The following is a 19122-nucleotide window of genomic DNA, read 5'->3' as shown; positions in this document are numbered from 1 at the left end:
CGTCGCGGGCGGGCCCCACCGCCGGCGGATCCCGGCCGTTCCGACTACGTGCGGGGCAGCAACGAGTCGTCGCCCTACCCTCTGGACCTGTGGGCTCCAGGAGCAGCAGGCACCGCCTAGCTCTCACCGACCTCGAACCACAACGGCGCGTGGTCGGATATCTCTCCGGCGACAACGCGATCCCGAGACCATCCCGGATCCACACGGGGCGACCGTCTCACCTCTGCCGCCACGGCCGGCGAGGCCAGCACGTGGTCGAGCTGGTACTCCAGCCCGTCGTGAGTGAACGCGGTCTGCGTCTCCGACGCGCCGCTGCGGTGGGTGAGGGAGACCAGTCCAGCCTCGGTGACCCGCGCGAAGTACTCCTTCCCCCACTGCCCCCGATGGGTTGTGTCCCAGGCCAGGCACTCGTTGAAGTCTCCAGCGGCGAGCACCGGCGACTCTTCGCTGAGCCCGGCAAGAGTCGCCAAGACCAGATCTGAGTCCCACAGTTCCCCTGCTCGGGCCGCGGGCCGCGGCTTCGGTGGCGGGAGCCCGGTCTCGAGCCACTTCTCGAGATACCGAGCCTCCACGGGCGAGGGGCTGGCATGCACCGAGACGGCAGTGGTCTCGCCAACGTTCGGGAGACTCAGTCGCACCGCAACGAGGTACGAGCCGTGATAGCCAGCGGTCGGCAGCGTGAACGGCTCCGCAGTCACCGTGTGGTGACGCCACAACAGCGCCGACCGCACCCGGTAGGTCGGGGTGGCATCGGTCGCGACACCGAACCCGGCGGCCTCAGCAGCAGCCGCCCAGCCCCCGCCGAGCGGCACCTCCTGGAGAAAGAGAAGGTCCAGCGCCTCGTCGCCGACCAGGCCGAGCACTTTTCGAACCCACGCTGCGGCGGCAATGCGGCGCCCTAAGTTGGCGGAGACAGCCCGAAGCACTACCGCAGAGTAGATCCGCGCGGTGACAAGGCGCTTCGACCGGAGGCCGGTCGTAGGTGCTGACGGTCCTGTGTCGAGCTCGCCGCTGTGCGGAGGATCCGGGGATGTCTGCGCATGAGAGTCTCGTCAGCGCTTGAGCGCATGTCGCGCCGCCGCAGCGGTGTCGGTGATGCTGCGTCCGAGCATTGGGCCCAACGGGTCGCGACCGGCACCCTCGCCGGTGATGTCGGGGAGGGTGTCATCGACGTAGCGGCGACGAAAACTCGTCGCCCACCATGCGAGGTCCGGGGACAGCTCCTCGGTGGCGCTCAGGATGTCTTCCACGGTGATGAAGCAGAGCCGATCCGCGTGGCTCGAGGAGAGCGCGGGCGCAACCAGACCCTGGGCCTTGCTCACCCCGCCATCGTCGGCCAGGGCAACGACTGCCACCTGCCCCCGGCCAAGGCTCTTCTGCTGGTCGATGCGCGCGGCGAGCATCGTGTTTCGCCACAGCTGGTTCGCCGCCGCTCCCTTCAGCGCCTCAAGTGGGGCCGAAGGGGCGAACCAGCCCGACTTCCTGGTCACTTCCTCGTACCTGTTGGTATTCGAGGGTGCGTAGACCTTCCGGCTGAACGGCTCGGTGTACTTGGTCTCGATGCCGCAGAAGGCCGGCCCATCCGTTGCCTCGTAGAGGACGACCGCGTCGAACGCCGTCCGGTCGCCGAGGCGAGCGTCCGGGTCGGCGGGGGTCCACTCGCACACGATGTCGGTGATCGCGGTTGCGCGCGCATCGAAGAGCTGCTGGAAGACGGGCAGGAACGAGGCGTGCTCCTCGCGCATCGCGCCGAACAGGTTGAAGCACATCGGCATGCTCGAGAGCATGTTGTGAAAGAGCCTCGTCGTCTCCAGCGTGCCGCCCTCGCGCTGGACCTCGTCCTTGCGTTGCTCGGCGTGGCGGTACGCGGCCGGGTGGAGGAAGTTCAGGTCGCGTTGGCCGGCGACGGCATCAGGGTGAAGCCAGCTGCCCAGCTGGTCGTAGCTCATAAAGGCTCCGGCGGGAACTCCGAGCTGGACCGCGCGATACCACGACTGCAGCCGCCTGTACCGGCGCGTGCGATTCGAGTCAGACTTCGGCAGCATGCCTGGCGCATCCCACACCAGGCCATGTCGAGTCGCGTTCGTGGGATCCATCAGACCAGTGTGCGTGCACCCGCTGTCGGGACACCTGCTCGCGCCACTGACCTTTCGCCGCGCTTCCTAGTTGAAGAGCGTGATCACGCCTTGCCTGACGGTCTCAGACAGCGCGACCGTGGCCAACGTTCCGAGGATCGACAGAAACCACAACCAGACCTTCACCGCGGTCTTGTGAAGGAACAGAGAGGCGGTCACGGTCGCCCCCCAGAGGGACAAGAGACCGACCGTCATTAGTTCGAGGATCACCGGCACGGAACGAATGCTAAGTAGCGCAACAACCCGAGGCGAGACTTATCGACGACCTGCTTCTCGGCAGCTCCGCCCAGTCGCGGCCGGCTGTCGGTGCCAGGACGTTTGGGGGAGCAACCGGCGGATGTCGGCTAGTACGCGGTCCATTCGTGTCCGCAGTCCTCGCAGCGGCGGTTGTCCAACCCCCAGCCCGAGTGGAACTCGACCCATGATGGTGCCGTGGATCTGTCGATCCACTCCGGACAGTCGTAGACGAGGTGGACGACGTCCGTGCTGTCGCAAGACTCGCAGCAGCCCTGCCACGCATTGCTCTTCCAAGGGCTGTCGTCGTCATCGGAACCGGAGAGGGCCGCCAGCAGTCCGAGCAGCGCGATACCGCCGAGGACCCACCGCTTTCGACCGGGCTCAGATGGCTCATCCTCGGATCCGGCAACCGGGGTGAGCGCGCTGCCCGCGTGCGATGCCAGCTGATGACGGTGGTTGGTCCACTGCCGGCCGTCCCACCACCGCAGGCCATCGGCCGTTTCTCGATACCAACCGGGCGGTGCCGCGGGGTGATGGGGTATCGGGTGCCGGTACTCGGTCCACTGCTGGCCGTCCCACCACCGCAGGCGATCCGCCGCCTCTCGATACCAACCAGGAGGCGCAGCGGAGGCGCTCGTGCTCGGATGACGATGAGGAGTCCATTGTCGACCGTTCCACCACCGAAGCGAACCGTCAGCTGCCCGGTGCCAGCCCGGTGGCGGAAGTCGGCCCACGGGTCGAGTATCCCTGCGCCCTGACCCCGTCGCGAACACCTCACAGGACAGCGCAGACCCATGCGCCGCTCCCGCGCGGCAACGTCAGGCACGAAGGCCCCCTTTCAGGACTTGCCGCCCCGAACTGTCGGCCGACCCGACCAGCGGCCACGCGAGGACGTGACACGCGGGGATCATGCTTTGTCGCCCCAGACGCGCGAGCCCCTTGTGGACGACAGACGGACAGACTGAGTAGCCGTCTCGTTGGCGACCGCATTTGAGGCGCAGGCGACACCCTGACAGCGACTCTCTGACAACCAGATCTAGCCCTGACAGGGTGTATGTCCGATTCACACTTGACTGCACGGACGCTAGGCTCTAGTTTTCGTACATGACCTTTGACAATCTGATTCACATGTTCCGTGGTGCTACGCTCTCGTCCACCGACCCATCCCACGACGTGGCCACTCGCCCGCCCCGCCACACCCACCGCACGCACGCTGCGACCATCAACCGCCGCCGCTACACGACCGGACGACGACTCGTTGTCGTCGACATCGAGAACCTGATCGGAGGTGCCGTGCTCCACCACACCGAAGCCCTATGGGCTCGCCGTCGCCTCACCCAGGTACGGGCGGTCACCGAGACCGACCAGGTCGTGATCGGCACCAGCCACATCGGCCTCATCCACGTCGGCACCGCTTGGACCCACCAGCGGTACGTCGTCGGGTCCGGCCCGGACGGCGCCGACCTCGCACTCCTCGAGGTACTGGCCGAAGACCTGCCCACCAAGTACGACGAGGTCGTCCTCGCCTCGGGCGACGGGATCTTCACCGACGCCGTGGCTGCCCTGTGCGCGGCCGGAGTCCGGGTCCATGTCGTGGCCGTCCGCAACAGGCTCTCGCGCCGCCTGCGCTTGGTCGCCAGCCAGATCACACTCCTCGACCAGCCCTACGATGCCGCCGCCATCTCGGCGTCGGCCTGACCAAGGAACAACTTGACTAACCCCGCCCAGCCCACCCCTGACCCAAACGCTCACCCGGACGCTCACTCGGCCACTCAGTCCGCGGCGCTCGTGGCTACCTCCGACATCGCCGAGATGGCCGACGTGTCCCGAGGCGCCGTCTCCAACTGGCGCAAGCGAAGCCCGGACTTCCCTGCCCCGGTCGCCGGAACCCCGACCAAGCCGCTGTTCGACCGCGCCCAGGTCGAGTCGTGGCTCAAGGCCACCGGCAAGACCGTGGCTACGGACGACAACCTGGACACCTGGTCCCTGCTCAACACCTTGCGCGAGGATCTGGCCTATGCAGACATCGGCCAGCTCGCGTTGGACCTTGCGTGTCTGCGCCGGATCCATGAGACCCACGAGGCCGGCGACTCCGCCTGGGCGGCGATCCACCACGCGAGCGTGGACACGCTTATGGACACACTTCGCGCGGGCGTCGAAGAGCTCCGTGAGGTGCTCGACCTCCCCTACGTCCCGCGGCCATACCTGGACATCCGCCCAGAGAAACTGGTGCTCGTCCTGCTGCCGTTCCAGGCGATCGACCTCGACGACCTTCCCGCCGTGACCGACTACGTCCTGGCCCGCGCCGCGAACGCGCAAGTGCGGGCCGGGGTCGAACACGGCTTCGTCGACTCACGCATCTCCCGCATCCTCGGCACACTCGCCGGCCCCGACGCAGGCGGCACGATCTACGACCCGGCCTGCGGCATCGGCGAAGCGTTGAGAGAGGTCATGCGCACCCACCGAGCGGAGCACGACCAGCTCATGGGCCCGATCACTCGGATCGTCGGTCATGACATCAACCCGGCCGCGACCACGATCGCCCGACAGCGCGCCTACCTGCGCGGCGAGGCCTGGGAGCTCACCACCACCGACGTCATCGCCCGCGACCCAGACCCCGCATTGCAGGCCGACATCATCGTCTGCGAGCCCCCGTTCGGACAGCGCCTGGACCACGCCGAGCTCTCCGACCCCCGCTGGGTCTACGGCATGCCGCCTCGCAACTCCACTGAGCTCGCCTGGGTCCAACACGCCGTCGCCCACCTCGCCCCCGGTGGCCGCGCGTTCGTCGTCACCACCATGGGACCCCTGTTCCGCGGCGGCCCCGAGAGCGCGATCCGCCGGAGTCTGGTGGAGAACCACAGGGTCGAAGCGATCATCGGACTCCCGGGGAAGCTGCTCCCGCACGTGGCGATGCCGCTCGCGGTGTGGGTGCTTCGACCCGGAAACAGCGACGGAAGCCCCGCCGGAGTACTCATGGTCGACGGCTCCCAGAGCAGCAACCCCGAAGCCGAGGCTCGCCGCTGGTATCCCGAGCCGCCCAACGGCGTGCCGGCAGAGCTCGTCGCACCGAGGGAACTGGCAACCGCCGCCTACGACCTCACCCCTACCCGCTGGACCGGGGCCCCATCGCTCGACTCCCAAGCAGCGTTCACCAGCTACACGCAGAACCTGGACAGGCTCAACCGCGCCCTCGACCAGGTGGCTGGACTCGACCGCCCTCTGCGCGGATTCGACCCTCTCGACCGTCCCCGGATCGTCACCGTCGGCGACCTCGTCGAAGGCGGCGTCGTCCAGCTCAAGACCGGACGGCTCCGACCCGAGGACGCCGCACCGCACCTCGCAGGGAACATCATCCGGCCCCGCCACCTCCGAGACGGCGAGCTGCCGAACCAGCCACCTGGGGAGGTCTTGGGCGCCACCTCGGACCTCGTCATGGACAACTGGTTCCACGAGGTCGAGAACCACACCGACCGACCCAGGCCCGGCGACGTCCTGGTCTCCACGACCAACCCGATCACCACATTGGTCTACGGAGGCGAGTGGGCCATCCTCGGCGCAGGTGTCCAGTCGCTTCGCATCCTCACCGACCAGATCTCACCGGACTACCTCGCCGCAGTACTGCTCGGGCCGTGGAACAAGCGGTTCCTAGCGGGCGGCACCATCGGCCGCGCCAAGGTCCAAGACCTCGAGGTGCCCCTCATCGCATTGGCCGAGCAACACCTGTATCTCGAGGGATACGACCGCCTCGCCGAAGTCGCTGAACAGGCCCGGTTGCTTGCGCAGTGGGCGGAGGAGACCCGCGTCGCGGTTCTTGACCTCCTGCGCGCCGGCGCCCCCGAGAAGGCGGCCGACTGAGCGGGCCTCCGCCGGTGGCCAGACCGTGCTGAGAGCGGCGTCGACTCGTCCCCTGCTGCCTCACGGCATCAGACACTGGCGGTGGTCCACGACTGGCATGACAATCATTGGATGACCGAGCGGCCGACGACCTGGCTCGGATTCGAACGTCACGTGGCGGACCTGTTCCGCCGCACAGGCGCATACGAGGTGCAACACGACTATCGCGTCGGCGGTGCCCAAGTTGACGTCCTCGTGACGGAGGAGACGTCGACGCGTCGACGTGTCATCACCGTCGTCGATTGCAAGTACTACGAACGCGCGGTCGGGGTCGAGCGCGTGCGCAAGTTCGAGTTGTTGAGCCGACCGCTGTTGTCGACCGGCCGGGCCGACAGAGCGCTGATGGTTTCCGCGAAGGGGTTCACCAAGGAGGCCAAGTCCGAAGCCAGGGATCTAGGCATCGTTCTGTGGGAGGTGAAGGATCTAGAAGCCCTTGCCGAATCATCCTCGTCCGCGTCGATCAGTCTTGACCTGCAGCGGCTCCTGCTCGACGCAGCGAACGGATGCCGTGCAATCCGCGAGCAGCTGAGGGCCTCAGAGCCACCGTCGACGTTCGACATCGAAGGGATCCATCAAGACCTCGCGAAGATGCTTGATGAGATCGGCGGAGTCTTGACCCTGTATCCGCTCACTGGCCCGCTCTCGCCGGGCCAACGACGCGTTCGCCATCTCGCGTCGAGGGTCGAGGACCAGCTTGAGCGGGTTCTCGACGCAGCCACGTACTGGACGAGGATCGCCCGCGAGCTGGACGCCGGCGCTGACGACTTCCCGTCGGAGCAAGCCAGCGCTGATCGCACGTCTGCTCGACTGATGCTCTTCCGCGAGCACGAGCAGGCCCGTCAGCATCTGAGGAACAGGCTCAGAGCCGTCGAGGAGAGCTGCGCCCGGATCAGTATCGAGCCAGCGTTCGAGTCCGGAGCCTAGCTGGCGCGCAGGCTCGAGCCAGGAGAGATCGGGATGCTCGATGCCGGCGGAGGGCCGTCGGTTCGGGGGCACCGAATGTCGATGAAGCTTCCCGTTGCCGTCGAGGTCTCTAGTCGGTGGGGCCGGGCATGGCGCGACCCCAGGCCCAGTAGAGCCGCTCGACTACGCGCTCGATCTGCGTGCCCCACACCACCGATGCCAGTGCCATCGGAGCCGACTCCACGAGATGGAAGGTCATCATCGACTCGGGCTGTGAGAAGAGCCAGTAGGCCGGTTCTTGCGCCCATTCGGTATGGGCGCCGTAGGTGTCGTAGACGTCCTGCAGCTTGTCGTGATGAAGCGAGGCGAACTCACGCAGGCTGGCGCCGTACGCCTCAGGTGGCGGCAGGTCAGCTGGCGCGCCGAGGAGCACCTCGAGAACCTCCAGCGAGAGCAGGTCGTTGCCTGGCTCCGCGACGAACCGAAGGTATTCGGCCTCGACGACCTGCAGGTATCGGGCGACCTCATAGGCCGGGTCAGCTGCCAGCTCCTTCATCGCCGTCCCCACCTCCTGATCGAACATCTCAGTCAACACCGACAGCCGAAGGATTCGACGGCGGGTATGGCGGGCCGGCTTCACCGCGCCCTTGTAGTCGAGCTTGTGGGAGACCACCGCCCACAGGTCTTGGGCGCGGGTCCGCAGCTGAAGCTCGGCCTCGATCGGCTGCCCATCGCTGGTGGTGACCCCTGGCACGGCGATCTGAGCATGGATGCCCGGGTAGTGGAGACGGTCCTCCGAGGCTTCCTCCGACTTGTCGACGATCTCGTGAGCGGCGAATGCCCTCGCCGACTCGTCCTGCTCGAGGGCCGCCCGAAGCCGCTCGAGGTCTCGGGTGTTCTCGACGATGATCCGGGCGCCGACCTTGTCGGTGATCTCGCGCCAGGGGTCGATGTAGTCGTTGAGGAAGATCTTCTTGACGAAGCTCCCGACTCCCTTCTCGCGGGCGTCAACCACCGCCCCGACGCGCAACTCCGTGCACCAGGCCCGCAGCAACGCTTCGATGGCGAGCGCAGCCTCGGCGTACCGCGGATGCTCTTCCGCGAACCGTTGTCGAGCCTGGTCCGGTGTCATGAGCTGGTCACTCAGAGGTCTCGGCTCGCTTGGGTCCGCTCGCTCCGGTGACCGAGGAGATCTTGTCTGTGATGGTGATCGTCGATGTCTCCTCGCCTTCGACGTCTTCGACGGCCACGGACCCGTCTTCGTACATGGGTGGGGGAACCAGGACGGTGGCGCCGCGGCCGGTCTGGAACTTCACCCGGCGGATGCTGCTGGTGATGAGTCCGTTGTCCTTAGTGAACCCCTTGACCGGGAGACCGGACGCGGTGATGCGGGCCAGGTAGTCGTCGCGGTGCTCAGGACGGAGGTGCCGCAGCGCGAACTGCTCGGGCGAGAGTCGGGTCGAGCGGTTCTGCAGCTCGGACAGCAGTGCGATCTCATACTCGGCGGTGGCCTCTGGGTCACCCTTGGTGGCCCGCGCGATGAAGCTCTGTGTGGTCTTGAAGAAAGCCTCGGTCTGCACGTCCGAGCGCTGCACGAACCGGCAGCCGAGGAACTCGACGAAGTACTCCGCGACCCCGCCACCGCCTTGCTGCACGTCAACGACGTGTCCGGCGAGCGTCTCACCGGCCTTGGCGCCGCTTGCCGTGAACACCCCGACCTTGAACACCTGGGTGCCCTCGCCGAGGATGAGGTCGCGCAGGTACTCGGCCCTGTAAGTGCGCTTGCCGTTCACCGTGGTCTGTTGGACCCGCATCCCTTCCTCGTGCTCCATCTTGGCGATGATGAGGCAGCCTTCCTTCTCGAGCGTGCCCCGGATCACCATGACCAGCCCGACGGAGCTCATCCACTTCTGCTTCCGGTGCAGACCTTGGGCGAGCTGAGCAGAGTCACCCACGATGTCGCCGCTGCCCGCGAGCAGCCCCCGGATCAGGTCGGGCGAGGTCGAGGCCTCCTCGGGGTCCTCGACGACCGGCCGAGCCATCCCGCCCAGCGTCGTGCGAAGCCGCAGCTGGATGAAGTCGCGGTCGCGGGTGCCCAGTTCGATCGTCGCTTCGCTGTACTCGATCTGGTCCGGACCATCTTCATCCCGGCGCCCGGCCGGAACCCGGTGGAGGATCACCTCGGAGATGGTGAGAGTGCCGAAGTCGGGCATGAGAGCTCCTGATAGAAGGCGGCGGGCGCAGACTAGCCGACGCGACCGGGCTCTCCTGACAGTTCATGCGCCAATCGCCACAGATCGTGTCGCGAGAGGTGAGCCGAGACGGGCGGTGAGCCCGAGCCGCCCTCGTCCCAACGGCGAGACCGGTGTTAGGTCTCCTCGACACCCGTGTCGCAGCTGGGCTCCCGCGTGACCGGTGGTGGTGACACCTGTGTCGCGGTTTGTGGCGCCTTCGCCAGGGACGAGGGCTCGCTGTGTTCTTGTTGGACTGCGCTGAGTTGCTCGTGATCGGCGCGCCGTCGACGCGACACCCACGAGAAGGATTCGGAACACGCATGAACGATGCAGTCTTGGCCGGTGGCTTCGCCCTCGCCGGGGTCATCACCCAGCAGGTGCTGGCGATGGTCCACGAGGGCCGTAAGCACACTCGGGATCGGACCGCGCAGCTTGCTCGAGAGCAACATGAGGCCCTCGTGCAGTTGGTCACCGCTGGACGACGTGTGCAACGAGCGCTCGTTGACCGCGATCGCTCCGCGGACGACGCATCGGCCAACCAGCGACTCGCCGTCGAGGTGGATCGACTCACAGAAGCGGCCGTCGTGGTGCGTCTTGTCGTGCCGGACAAGTCACTGGTCTCGGCAGTGGAGCAGTTCGAGGACCGGGCGAAGAGGCTTGAAGACAACACCCATGCCCGCGCTGAGCGGCTTGAGCTCACCCAACTGCTCGAGGAGATCAGCCGCTTCGAGGGCCGCGCGAACCAGTCGTAGAACGGTCTTCGCTGATCATCGGGGCGGAGGCGCACCGGGGCGACGCTTGGACAGGCCCGCGTGCGTCTTCCGCGACGACGCCGTACGCGCCGGTAGGGCTTGCGCGCCGGACGACCGACCGACGAAGCGTCGATGCTGTTCAGGGTTCGTCGTACTGGAGGTAGGGGTTGAGGAACTCCCGTCCCCACATCGCCTCACGGTCCGCGGCGCTGACGCGAGCTTGCTCGCACGCCTCGCTGTAGCCGAGCCGGATGCCGGTGGTGACGTGGTCGATGATGTCGGCTGCCTCGGCGTCGTCGAGTGCGAAGTCGGGTGCTGCGGCGCGGGCCAGGTGCAGTTGGCTGGCGTTGCGGCCGTCGCGCGTGATGCCGAGTGCGTGGGACAGCGGGCCGGCGGCGCGGGGGCTGGGTGCGATGTCGTAGGCCGGGGTGAGCTCGAGTATGTGCCCCTCCCAGAACGCTGCGTGGTTGCGCAGGTGGTCGTCGCAGTTGCCGACGCAGATGTTGAAAACCATCCGGGTGTAGAGCTCGCGCAGTGTGTCGTCGGGGTGTGTGAAGGAGGTGCGGACCGCGTCAGCGAACTCTGGGTAGGTGGCATGCCGGGAGGCGAGCTCGCCGTACCCGAGGACGGTCAGCGCGGAGACCATCATCCGGCGGGTCCGGGCTCCGGGCCGGTCGAACCGTTCGACGAGCAGCACGTCGCGACCCTTGACCGGGACCATCTCCACCGTTGCCGCCCGGATCCCCACCCGCCGGGCGAGGAGCATCGCGACCGCTTCGGCGTGCAGCGCCGACCGGGTCTGGGCGATCGAGGGGAACTTCGCGATCAGTGACCGATCTCCGTCGGCCAGGAGGGCCTTGGGTTGTGCGCCGCCCGCTCCGGTGAGGTGTCGGGCTGCGTGCTGCAGCTCGGCCGGGACGTGCTCGTCTCGCTCGATGTGCGCGCTCACCTCCAGCAGCTGGTCCAGGGTCGCCGGCGTCCCAGGCCGGGGGTGGTAGGCCGTGGGCGAGGTGGTGACGTCAAGGGCGCCGACCCGGTCGCTGCCGGCACCCAACAGGTAGGTCAGCTCCGACAACTCGACCGTCCGGTCCTCTGCGAGTTGGGTGTTCAGGACGCGACGTCCCCAAGCGTCGGGGGCTGCGTCTCGCAGGCAGGACGCGATCGGGAGCCGATCCCTCAACGGTGGGTCTTCGGGCTGGGTCGGGTCGAAGACTCCCGGGCGCAAGGGCAGTTCAGGGGTGAACAGCGAGACCGCATCGGGTCGGGACAGGTAGGTGCGGTCGTAGGTGAAGGTGCACACGGCGGCGTTGTCGTAGCGGTGCGTGGTTCGGGTGATGGTCCCGGCGACGACGGGGTCGGTGGCGCCCGGCAGCCACACCCACACGAACCCTTCAGCCGGGTCTGCCGCGATCGGGTCCACCCGGTCAGCCTCGCGCTGAAGACGGCGGTCGGGTTCGCGGCGATCCTGGGGCGGAGGCCCGTGGGCAGGTGTAGGAGTCGGCTTCATCGTCTACCTTCCCGGTGATGCTCGGGTCAGGAACCGCTCGAGCCGTGTCATCTGGGCCGGGGTGATGCCGACCGAGGTGCGGGGGGCCAGGAGCAGGGGCTCGATGCCGTGCCCTGCCAAGGTCATCCTGATGGTGGATATGCCGTACGCCGTGTGGTCGCCCTGGCTGCTTGTCAGGCCCGAGGCGTCGTCGAGCTCGTCGAGCTCGGTGGTTTCGGCGAGGTGGGTGTCGGTGAGGTGGTCATCGCACCAGGCGAGCCGGTTGACTGCCCTTTGCTGGTCGAGCCAGCGCATCAGGGCTGTCCATTTCCACCAGTCGGGGTGGGGGTTGCCGGGGTCGTCGAGCTGGCTCGTGATCTGGGGCCAGGTCCGGCCGGGGAACGGGTCCATGCGGTCGCGGAGCTGGGCGGGCCAGGAGGTCAGCCACCAGGTGGTCAGGTCGGGCCGCGCGGCGAGCTGGTCGAGGCGCCTGCACAGGGTGGGTGAGACCAGGACGGGTCCGAAGACCTCGCCTGCGACGACGTCGTCGCCCCACGCGGTGTGGCCGTGGACCGGCGAGACGACGCCGTCGACGTCGACGATGAGCGCGCGTGCCGGCCGGGGGGATCGATGGGTGGTCGGCATGGCTACGGGGCCGGCCGTGTCTGGGCGTGTTCGGTGTCTGTGATGCGGCTGATCTCGACGACAGCCGTGGAGACCTTGAAGCCGCCGCGCCCGGGGTCGGGGCCGGCTGCTTCGCCACCGTGGTCGGTGACCACGAGCCAGGCACCGATGCGGCATCGGATCAGGCAGTCCAGGTAGGTCCACTCATTGTCATAGGGCAGGGACCGGCTGCCCGGGCCGGGGTGCTCGTCGTCGGTGGTCGAGGGCGGTCGGGGTCGGCGTTGGATGCGGCGGCGGTCCAGGTCGATGAGGTGGTGGGTGCCGCTGTGGGTGGTCACCTGCCACAGGCCGGTGTCGCTGTCGCGGAGCACCTGTGGGTGGTCGGTCTGGTCGGGGCCGAGCAGTGCAGGTGGGGGCCTCAGTGGCTGGGGGCGGGTGTGGTTGAGAACGTGGAGACGTTGACCCAGCGGCGTGTGGTCGGTCCAACCCTCGGTGAGCAGGTCGAGGAGCTCCAGGTGCTGGGCGGTCTCGGCTCCGGAGATGTCGCCGAGGATCGTGGCGGCGACTTCTTCGACGACGGCGTCGCCGATCCACTGCGTAGCTTGTGTGCGGAGGAGGGCGAGGACGTTCGCGCGGTGCTCCTGACTCATCTGCTCGACCCGGTGGGAGCGAGCGTGGCGGTCGACCCAGATCTCGGTCTGGAGGATCACCCGCTTGTCGATCATCTCTACGGCGCGGGTCGGGGGGTCCCCGAACGGCGGGGCGTTCGGGACAGCTCGGTCGCCGGCCACGAGCCGCAGGGCGAGGTGGAAGGAGTCGGAGGGCGGGATCGTGCCGTCTGGTTCGTCTTCCTGGGTGGTCATGGGGGTCCCCTCGGATCATGCAGGGCGTCTTCCTCGCCCAAGCTGTCGTCCCGTTCTGGTGTGGTTGTCGCTGGTCAGCGCGACCGGGCCGCGCTTCCCGGAGGCCGGAGACACGTGAGCGTGGTTGGGTTCACCTCCTGTCGGCTCGGGTTGTGTCTGCGGCGCTCCGGGTGCGGCGGGAGGGCGCGGTGCCCGGGGTTGCTGTTGGTCCGCTGTTGAGTTGTTGGGATCGGTGCCCGTGGTGGGCTGTGGCCGTCCGCCTCCCTTTCGTGAGGCTGTTCAGTCATGGTTCGGCCCGCCGCTGACGGCGCAATCGATCCGGTCGGCACCCGCGACCGCGGCGACTGCAACGGATCCACTGACTCCGGCGGCGGCCTGGTCTGCGTCGTCTAGGTCCTCTGGGACCTCCGGGTTGTCTGGGTCGTCTCGGTCCTCCGCGTCGGTGCCGGACGGGCGCATTGCCCCGTCACCTGAGCCCTCCTCGCGTCGGGTCTCGTCGCGTGGAGCGTCGTCGGGGTTGGTATGTAGGGGGCAGTCGGTGTGGACCGGGACCTGGGCGCGTTGCCAGGTGATCGGCTGACGGCCGCCGGCGGGGGTCCGCAGGTGGGCGACGTAGAGGTTGCCGCCGAGCCCGGGTCCGTCGGTGAGGTGGTCGATGGCTACCTGGGAGGCGTGGTGGGCGATCAGGGCGAGGTCGGGGTTGTTGCCGGTGAAGGTGGGGTCGGCGCACCCGGTGGGTGTGACGGGGCCTGCGGGGTCGGTGGTCGGGACCGGCACCGTGTGGTCGTGGCGGTGGTGTTGGAGGCATGCCCAGCAGGCGGTCTGGGCGGTGGTGAGGAGGACGCAGCCGCCCCACGCGCCGGCGGTGGCGCTGACGTGAAGGAACGGCAATTGGTGGACGTGCCGCACGGCCGCGAGGTATCGGGTCACGGCGGGGTTGGCGGTGGCGTCGATGACGAGGTCGGCGCTGCGCAGCAGCCGGGCGAAGGTGCGTCGCTTCCGCTCGACCACCTCGAAGTCGGAGGAGTCGCCGATGCGCAGCTGCAGCCCGACCAGGTCGGTGTCGGGGCGGGTCAGCCGCAGCTGGCTGAGCATCGCTTCGGCCTTGGGGCGCCCGGCCGCGTAGATGGGGGCGTGCTGGCGGGTGGCGGTGGCTACATCGACGACGTCGCCGTCGACCAGGCTGAGGTGGCCGACGCCGGTGCGAGCCAGGTCGAGGGCGATGTGGCTGCCGATGGCGCCAACGCCGACGAGCACGACGCGACGGTCGATGAGCGTTCGGCTTTCGGGGGTCCGGGTCGCATAGGTCTCCGGGCCGAGGCATTGGACGGGCAGGTGGTCGTAGCGGGTGCCGCCGTCCTCGTCGGTGACCTGACGGACCGCGACCCAGCTCTCCCCGAGCTGCCGGTAGGTGTCCTCGCTGGGCACCAGGAGACAGAGGGTCTCGACCTGGTCGAGCGGCACCTCGAGGCCGCACCGGTCCTCGTCGGCCTCGGCCATCTCGACTTCGAGCGGCTGCAGCCGGCCGGTCACCCGCTGCCAGGTCTCTTCGGGGGTGTGGGCAGGGTCGAAGCCCGGGTCACGCGCCCAGCGTCCGAAGGTGACGATCTGGAAGACCGGTTCCAGTTCGGGTGCCGGCCCCGCGATGTCGAGGCCGTCGCCGAGGATCCGTTCGGCCAGTCCAGCACCGATGACCCGGCCCCGGTTCAGGGTGTAGCGGATGATCACCGCACCCTGGTCTATGCGGGCGGGGATCGGGTGCGTGGGCATGATCAGCGCCTGCTGGCCCGAGATGTGCGATACGAGGCCACCGACGGGCTCGGGCGCCGGCACCTCGAGGCCCTCCGCCGGTCGGATGGTGCTCCGTCCGGCCGCGACCAGGTTCGGCAGCTGCCTGGTCAGCAGGGCCGCGATGGTGGTGTCGGGGTGCCAGTCGGTCTCCTCGACCAGGCACAGCACTCCGTCCGGGGTGCGGTGCCGGCCCAGCTCGAGCTGGTTGTCGCGGTCGAAGACCCGCGGCGGAAAGAAGGGGTACTCCGGCGGGAACCACACCTCGAGCCGCGCCGAGCGATCCCGGCGAGGATCCCGGCACTTGCCCTGGCGGTGACCGGGACCTTGGTCGTGGGTCGGTTCTTGGGTCGACCTGGGGCTCTCAGGCGTCGACTGCTGGATCAGGCCCGGTTGTTCTGTTGCCTCCGGCACGCGTGAGGGTTCGCCGGTGGGCATGGGCCAGTCGATCTCGATGACCACAGTGTTGACACGGGTGGTGATCCGGTGCGGCCATCGGCTGGCGTGGAGCTCGTCGAGCTCGCGCCGCCAGCGGTCGGGGTAGCGGGTTGCCCAGGGCGGGTGCGGGTCGTTCATCGTCGGCTGCCTCGCGTTCTCAGCCGACCGGCGAGGGGTCGGCAGGAGAAGGTGGCGCGTACGGCGAGGGGACGACCGGGTAGGTCTCCTCGATCGTCTCCTGGGTGTCCTCGGTGACCTCGGTTCGGTGCACGGTGCGTCGGGTGACGCGGTGGCCCTCGGCGGTGCGCTCGTAGCTGGTGGTCACCCCCACCGTGCCCTCGACCGCACCACCGGCAGGGGCTTCTGCTCCAGCGTCCCCGTCCCCGTCCCCGTCCCTGTCCCTGTCCCTGTCCCTGTCCCTGTCCCTGTCCCTGTCGCGGTCATGGTCGGACTCGTCGTCGGTCGCCTCACCGGGCTGTTGGTCCTCGAGCTGATCCGGGTTGCCTGCGGTGGCTGCGATGCCGTGCGTGGCGGCAGGGGCCTCGGGCTCGGTGTTCTCGGGTTCGGTGTTCTCGGGCATGGCGGTGCTCCTCTTGTTGTGGTGTGGGCAGGGCTGCCCTGCCCCTGGTCGGATGGCCGGCTGCGGTGGCCCAGGGGTAGGGCGGGATGGGTGTCGGCAGGGCCGGGTGGGTCGGCTGGAGGTTCGGTTCGGTAGGCCGGGTTAGCCGCTGCGGGCGATGCCCGGGATCGGTCGGGGCGGTCGGGCAGCGGTCGCAACTGGGCCGACGGTGGACGTGGCGCCCGAGCGTTGGGCGTGGTGGTACTCGGTGAGTGCGGTGTTGTAGATGGCGAAGCAGTAGAGGTCGATCAGGCCTCGGTAGGCACCCAGGCTCATCGCGCGGTTGACGATCAGGGTGCGCTTGTAGTGGGAGTGGAAGCTCTCGGCGTCGCTGCGGATGCCTTGGAGGCGTTGGGCGTCGGGGTCGGTGGTGGGGATGATCCGGAGGTTCTCGGGTCGCCGGGCATCGGCGTCCTTGCCGGGGTGGGGGCTGAGCCAGACGGTGAACGGCTCGATGGGGCATTCGATGCGGAAGGCGACGTTGAAGTGGAAGGCGCCGGTGCTGCGGCGCACCCTCTTGACCTGGCCGCGGTCGGGGATGCTGGTCACGACCGGGTCGCCGGCCTCGTCGAGATCGATCTCGACGACCTGTCCTCCGACGGTGGCGAGCTGGTGGTGGCAGGGCCCGGTGGGGAGGTGATGGGTGACCGGACCGAGAGGGTAGGAGCGGGCGCGGCGGCCGGCGGGAGTCATCACCAGCTGGGTGGTCGCCACCTCCTCCCCCTCACCCCTGGCGCCGTCGGCGCCCGCAGTCCCGCTCGTCGCGTCGGTGGTGGTGGCGCTGGTGGCCTGTTTGGCCAGGACGAGGTATCCGTAGTTGCGCATGATCTCGTCGATGTGAACCCCGCGGAAGGCGCCGTCGTAGACGACGGCCTGGATGCCGGCTCCGGCGGCGCGGTGTACTTCGCGGAGCAGGGCGACCGCGGTGGCGGCCTCGGCTCCCGGCGCGGGGACGTGCGCGAGCGCCAGATCGATGCGCTGATAGCGGCCCCGGCCGCGGGCGTGCCAGGCGACGTAGCCGTGGGTGAGGACCGGTCCGAGGCGGCCGTGGTGTTCTTGCAGGTCGGGGTCGAAGCGTCCGGGTGGGTGGTCGAGGAGCTCCCCGGTGCGCGGGTCGGGGTAGGCCACCCGCTGACCTCCGTCCGCGTCGGTGAGGCTGACCGTGGCTGGTGGGTTGTACAGGGGGCGGACCAGGGTGCCGTCGCCGTAGGCGGTGCGGGTGCTGTCGGGGTGGCTGAAGGAGCCGGGCCCGGTCGGCAGCAGCAGCCCGATCCGGTTGGCGGCGGCTACCGCAATGGTGGGGTAGACGCGGGCCAGCTCGGCGACGCCGGTCTCGGTGGCCAGGTGGTGGTCGCGCATCCAGCGCCAGGTCTCCCAGTTGGGCGGCTTGGCCCCCGGGGGTGGGAGGTCCAGGCCGTGGCGGGTGATCGCCTCGCTCATCAGCCGCCGCGCGTAGCTCCAGGTCTCGGGTTCGGCGAGGTCGAGCTGGACCCGGATCGCAGAGCGGGCCAGGCGGGCCAGGACCCCGTAGGCCAGCGTCACGTACGGCGGGTTGCGCAGGGGCCGTCCGACCGGGCTGTCCCACTCCAGCGCGGTGGCGGTGTCATACAGGCTGCGGGAGGACAGAACGGCCCGCATCCGGGTCAGCGTGTTCATGTGTTCACGGCCCATCACTCCCCTCCTCTCGTTCCATAACCGGTCTCTGTGTCGTCTTCTGCGTCGTTCTCTGCGGCCGTCAGCGTCGTCGGGGGTGTCGAGCGGCGGATCGTAAGTTGCGTGTGTGCTGTTTCCGGGTTCCCGGGTTCCCGGAAAGTGGGAACCCGGGAATGGTCGTAATTACCTCTGTGGTGTTCTCGGGCGTGCCACCTGGGTGGGAGCCGCAGGGAGAAGCGGGCCGGTCTAGGTGGGGTCTGGATAGGTCGAGGTGGGGTCTGGGTAGGTCTAGGTGGTGTCGCGCCAGGTCAGGGCGATGTCGGCGGCTGCGGAGTCCAGGCTGCGGGCGCCCAGGCGGCGGGCGACGTGCTCGATGGGCATGCCAGCCTCATAGAGGCGGCGGCCGGCCCAGTTGCGCACGGAGGCCGGCCTCACGTCCCTCTCTTCGGCGAGCCCGGCCAGGGAGAGCACGGCGCCGACGGCGTTGCAGGCCGAGGCCTGGGCGACCGCCTCGCCGGGGATGCCGTTGCCGCGGTAGCTGAGCAGGGTGGCCGGGGTGCTGCGCCGCTCGCGGAGCAGCGCGGTCTGGCGGGCCACGATGGTGGCGCCCCAGTCGGTGAGCTCGCCGAGCCGCGGGTCGTGGCGGCGGGTGCCGGCGAGCCGCACCCAGCGGGGCTGGTCGGGGTTGTCGAGGTCGCCGACCCGGACCGCTGTGATCTCGCTAGTCACCGCGGTGGCCTCGGCGAGGGCCCAGCACACCGCCCGCTGCAGGCTCACCCCGCCAGCCTCGCCCAGCCGGGTGCTGGCCCGGCACAGGGTGACCTCCAGGTCCGTGAGCGGCCGGGCCGTGGTCACCGACCGCACCGGCAGGTGCAGGTCCAAGGTGGGGTCACCGACCGGGTGACCCAGCTCGCGCAGCGTGCGGAACAGCATCCGCAGCGACGTACGGCGGGTGTGCCGGGTGGTCAGCTCGGGCGCCTGGCCCTTCAGCGTGGTGGCATCGACGAACCCCTGGCAGTGCTCCAGGGTGATCTCGGCCGGCGCCGTGACGCCCTGGGCGTCGAGCCGGCGGGCGAACCGGGTCACGGTCTCCCCGCACCGCGCCAGCGTCTGCTCGGTGAACTCCCCCGAAGCGGCCCAGTGCGCGACCACCACGTTCACGATCGCGACCATGACCCCGCCGGTCTGCGGCGACGAGCGCTGTCGCGCGTCGGTCTGCGCGTCAGCCGGGTCGTCCTGCAGGCCGTGCTCTGGGCCGTGGTCTGGGTGGCTGGTTGGTGCGTTCATCAAGGTCTCCTGCCTCGACGGTAGGCCGCCCCCGGGGTGCTGTCAGCGGCCAGACGCCGCCGGAACGCGCGTGGAACGCGGCTGGAACGCCTGTGGCCCAGATCACTCCGTGAGTGGCGGATCCCGACTGCGCTCGCGGTGCCGCGGCGGACGGGTCCGGTGCGTCAGACGCTGACCGCCCTCGCGGCGGCGGCACCAACCAAGCA

General features: G+C 68.9%; 17 protein-coding genes. 4 read left to right on the top strand and 13 right to left on the bottom strand.

Annotation, left to right across the window (positions count from 1 at the left end; translation table 11 throughout):
- Positions 1 to 116 precede the first annotated feature (116 nt).
- The 4 genes from G514_RS0100875 to G514_RS31355 all read right to left on the bottom strand — a co-directional run bounded on the left by G514_RS0100875 (position 117) and on the right by G514_RS31355 (position 3106).
- Positions 117 to 926: an endonuclease/exonuclease/phosphatase family protein gene (locus G514_RS0100875; protein ID WP_169576257.1), complete on the bottom strand. Its 810-nt coding sequence runs from the start codon at positions 924 to 926 to the stop codon at positions 117 to 119.
- Positions 927 to 1052: 126 nt separating this feature from the next.
- Complete coding sequence (locus G514_RS0100870; protein WP_157544533.1) at positions 1053 to 2096, bottom strand: PGN_0703 family putative restriction endonuclease; 1044 nt, start codon at positions 2094 to 2096, stop codon at positions 1053 to 1055.
- Positions 2097 to 2162: 66 nt separating this feature from the next.
- The gene (locus tag G514_RS0100865) at positions 2163 to 2351 is read right to left on the bottom strand and encodes a hypothetical protein (protein ID WP_157544532.1); all 189 of its coding nucleotides are present in this window, start codon (positions 2349 to 2351) and stop codon (positions 2163 to 2165) included.
- A 128-nt stretch (positions 2352 to 2479) separates the two neighbouring features.
- On the bottom strand, positions 2480 to 3106 hold the full coding sequence (locus tag G514_RS31355; protein ID WP_157544570.1) for a DUF2510 domain-containing protein: 627 nt from the start codon (positions 3104 to 3106) through the stop codon (positions 2480 to 2482).
- Between the two features lie 439 nt (positions 3107 to 3545).
- On the opposite strand from G514_RS31355, the gene G514_RS24095 reads away from it, so the two are divergent.
- The 3 genes from G514_RS24095 to G514_RS0100850 all read left to right on the top strand — a co-directional run bounded on the left by G514_RS24095 (position 3546) and on the right by G514_RS0100850 (position 7193).
- On the top strand, positions 3546 to 4070 hold the full coding sequence (locus G514_RS24095) for an NYN domain-containing protein (RefSeq protein WP_051246566.1): 525 nt from the start codon (positions 3546 to 3548) through the stop codon (positions 4068 to 4070).
- A 90-nt stretch (positions 4071 to 4160) separates the two neighbouring features.
- On the top strand, positions 4161 to 6230 hold the full coding sequence (locus tag G514_RS0100855; protein ID WP_028650221.1) for an N-6 DNA methylase: 2070 nt from the start codon (positions 4161 to 4163) through the stop codon (positions 6228 to 6230).
- A 111-nt stretch (positions 6231 to 6341) separates the two neighbouring features.
- Entirely contained in the window at positions 6342 to 7193 is an 852-nt protein-coding gene (locus G514_RS0100850; RefSeq protein WP_028650220.1) for a restriction endonuclease, read from the top strand.
- A 109-nt stretch (positions 7194 to 7302) separates the two neighbouring features.
- Here the strand turns inward: G514_RS0100850 and G514_RS28805 are convergent, their stop codons facing one another.
- Together G514_RS28805 and G514_RS0100840 are read right to left on the bottom strand one after the other, a co-directional pair.
- Positions 7303 to 8304, bottom strand: coding sequence for a nucleotidyltransferase family protein (locus G514_RS28805; protein WP_051246378.1), 1002 nt, complete (start codon positions 8302 to 8304; stop codon positions 7303 to 7305).
- A 7-nt stretch (positions 8305 to 8311) separates the two neighbouring features.
- The gene (locus G514_RS0100840) at positions 8312 to 9385 is read right to left on the bottom strand and encodes a nucleoid-associated protein (protein WP_028650219.1); all 1074 of its coding nucleotides are present in this window, start codon (positions 9383 to 9385) and stop codon (positions 8312 to 8314) included.
- Between the two features lie 341 nt (positions 9386 to 9726).
- On the opposite strand from G514_RS0100840, the gene G514_RS28800 reads away from it, so the two are divergent.
- Positions 9727 to 10158 (top strand): hypothetical protein, encoded by a 432-nt coding sequence (locus G514_RS28800; RefSeq protein ID WP_028650218.1) that lies wholly within the window; start codon positions 9727 to 9729, stop codon positions 10156 to 10158.
- A 139-nt stretch (positions 10159 to 10297) separates the two neighbouring features.
- Here G514_RS28800 and G514_RS24080 read toward each other — a convergent pair whose 3' ends face one another.
- The 7 genes from G514_RS24080 to G514_RS0100800 form a co-directional block, all read right to left on the bottom strand.
- Positions 10298 to 11578 carry a type II toxin-antitoxin system HipA family toxin gene (locus tag G514_RS24080; RefSeq protein WP_051246375.1) on the bottom strand — a complete coding sequence of 427 codons (1281 nt, stop codon included), beginning with the start codon at positions 11576 to 11578 and terminating at the stop codon, positions 10298 to 10300.
- Between the two features lie 90 nt (positions 11579 to 11668).
- Positions 11669 to 12289 (bottom strand): HAD domain-containing protein, encoded by a 621-nt coding sequence (locus G514_RS0100825; protein WP_028650217.1) that lies wholly within the window; start codon positions 12287 to 12289, stop codon positions 11669 to 11671.
- 2 nt (positions 12290 to 12291) lie between these two features.
- Positions 12292 to 13131, bottom strand: coding sequence for a hypothetical protein (locus tag G514_RS0100820; RefSeq protein WP_028650216.1), 840 nt, complete (start codon positions 13129 to 13131; stop codon positions 12292 to 12294).
- A 279-nt stretch (positions 13132 to 13410) separates the two neighbouring features.
- Entirely contained in the window at positions 13411 to 15495 is a 2085-nt protein-coding gene (locus G514_RS31250) for a HesA/MoeB/ThiF family protein (protein WP_084151680.1), read from the bottom strand.
- Between the two features lie 19 nt (positions 15496 to 15514).
- Complete coding sequence (locus G514_RS30060; protein ID WP_157544531.1) at positions 15515 to 15682, bottom strand: hypothetical protein; 168 nt, start codon at positions 15680 to 15682, stop codon at positions 15515 to 15517.
- A 396-nt stretch (positions 15683 to 16078) separates the two neighbouring features.
- The gene (locus G514_RS0100805; protein ID WP_157544530.1) at positions 16079 to 17647 is read right to left on the bottom strand and encodes a hypothetical protein; all 1569 of its coding nucleotides are present in this window, start codon (positions 17645 to 17647) and stop codon (positions 16079 to 16081) included.
- A 270-nt stretch (positions 17648 to 17917) separates the two neighbouring features.
- Positions 17918 to 18916 carry a tyrosine-type recombinase/integrase gene (locus G514_RS0100800; RefSeq protein WP_028650213.1) on the bottom strand — a complete coding sequence of 333 codons (999 nt, stop codon included), beginning with the start codon at positions 18914 to 18916 and terminating at the stop codon, positions 17918 to 17920.
- Positions 18917 to 19122: the final 206 nt, after the last annotated feature.

Origin of the sequence: Nocardioides halotolerans DSM 19273 (assembly GCF_000422805.1) — a bacterium.
GTDB classification, from domain to species: Bacteria; Actinomycetota; Actinomycetes; order Propionibacteriales; family Nocardioidaceae; genus Nocardioides; species Nocardioides halotolerans.
The sequence above is the reverse complement of the archived record's forward strand: the minus strand, read 5'-3'. Positions and strand labels throughout refer to the sequence as shown.

What these genes read in the sequence shown, in the direction of transcription:
- G514_RS0100870 (WP_157544533.1), bottom strand. Translation starts at nt 2,096, where the DNA reads ATGGATCCCACGAACGCGACTCGACATGGCCTGGTGTGGGATGCGCCA.
- G514_RS0100850 (WP_028650220.1), top strand. Translation starts at nt 6,342, where the DNA reads ATGACCGAGCGGCCGACGACCTGGCTCGGATTCGAACGTCACGTGGCG.
- G514_RS28805 (WP_051246378.1), bottom strand. Translation starts at nt 8,304, where the DNA reads ATGACACCGGACCAGGCTCGACAACGGTTCGCGGAAGAGCATCCGCGG.
- G514_RS0100840 (WP_028650219.1), bottom strand. Translation starts at nt 9,385, where the DNA reads ATGCCCGACTTCGGCACTCTCACCATCTCCGAGGTGATCCTCCACCGG.
- G514_RS28800 (WP_028650218.1), top strand. Translation starts at nt 9,727, where the DNA reads ATGAACGATGCAGTCTTGGCCGGTGGCTTCGCCCTCGCCGGGGTCATC.
- G514_RS0100825 (WP_028650217.1), bottom strand. Translation starts at nt 12,289, where the DNA reads ATGCCGACCACCCATCGATCCCCCCGGCCGGCACGCGCGCTCATCGTC.
- G514_RS0100820 (WP_028650216.1), bottom strand. Translation starts at nt 13,131, where the DNA reads ATGACCACCCAGGAAGACGAACCAGACGGCACGATCCCGCCCTCCGAC.
- G514_RS31250 (WP_084151680.1), bottom strand. Translation starts at nt 15,495, where the DNA reads ATGAACGACCCGCACCCGCCCTGGGCAACCCGCTACCCCGACCGCTGG.
- G514_RS0100805 (WP_157544530.1), bottom strand. Translation starts at nt 17,647, where the DNA reads ATGGGCCGTGAACACATGAACACGCTGACCCGGATGCGGGCCGTTCTG.
- G514_RS0100800 (WP_028650213.1), bottom strand. Translation starts at nt 18,916, where the DNA reads ATGAACGCACCAACCAGCCACCCAGACCACGGCCCAGAGCACGGCCTG.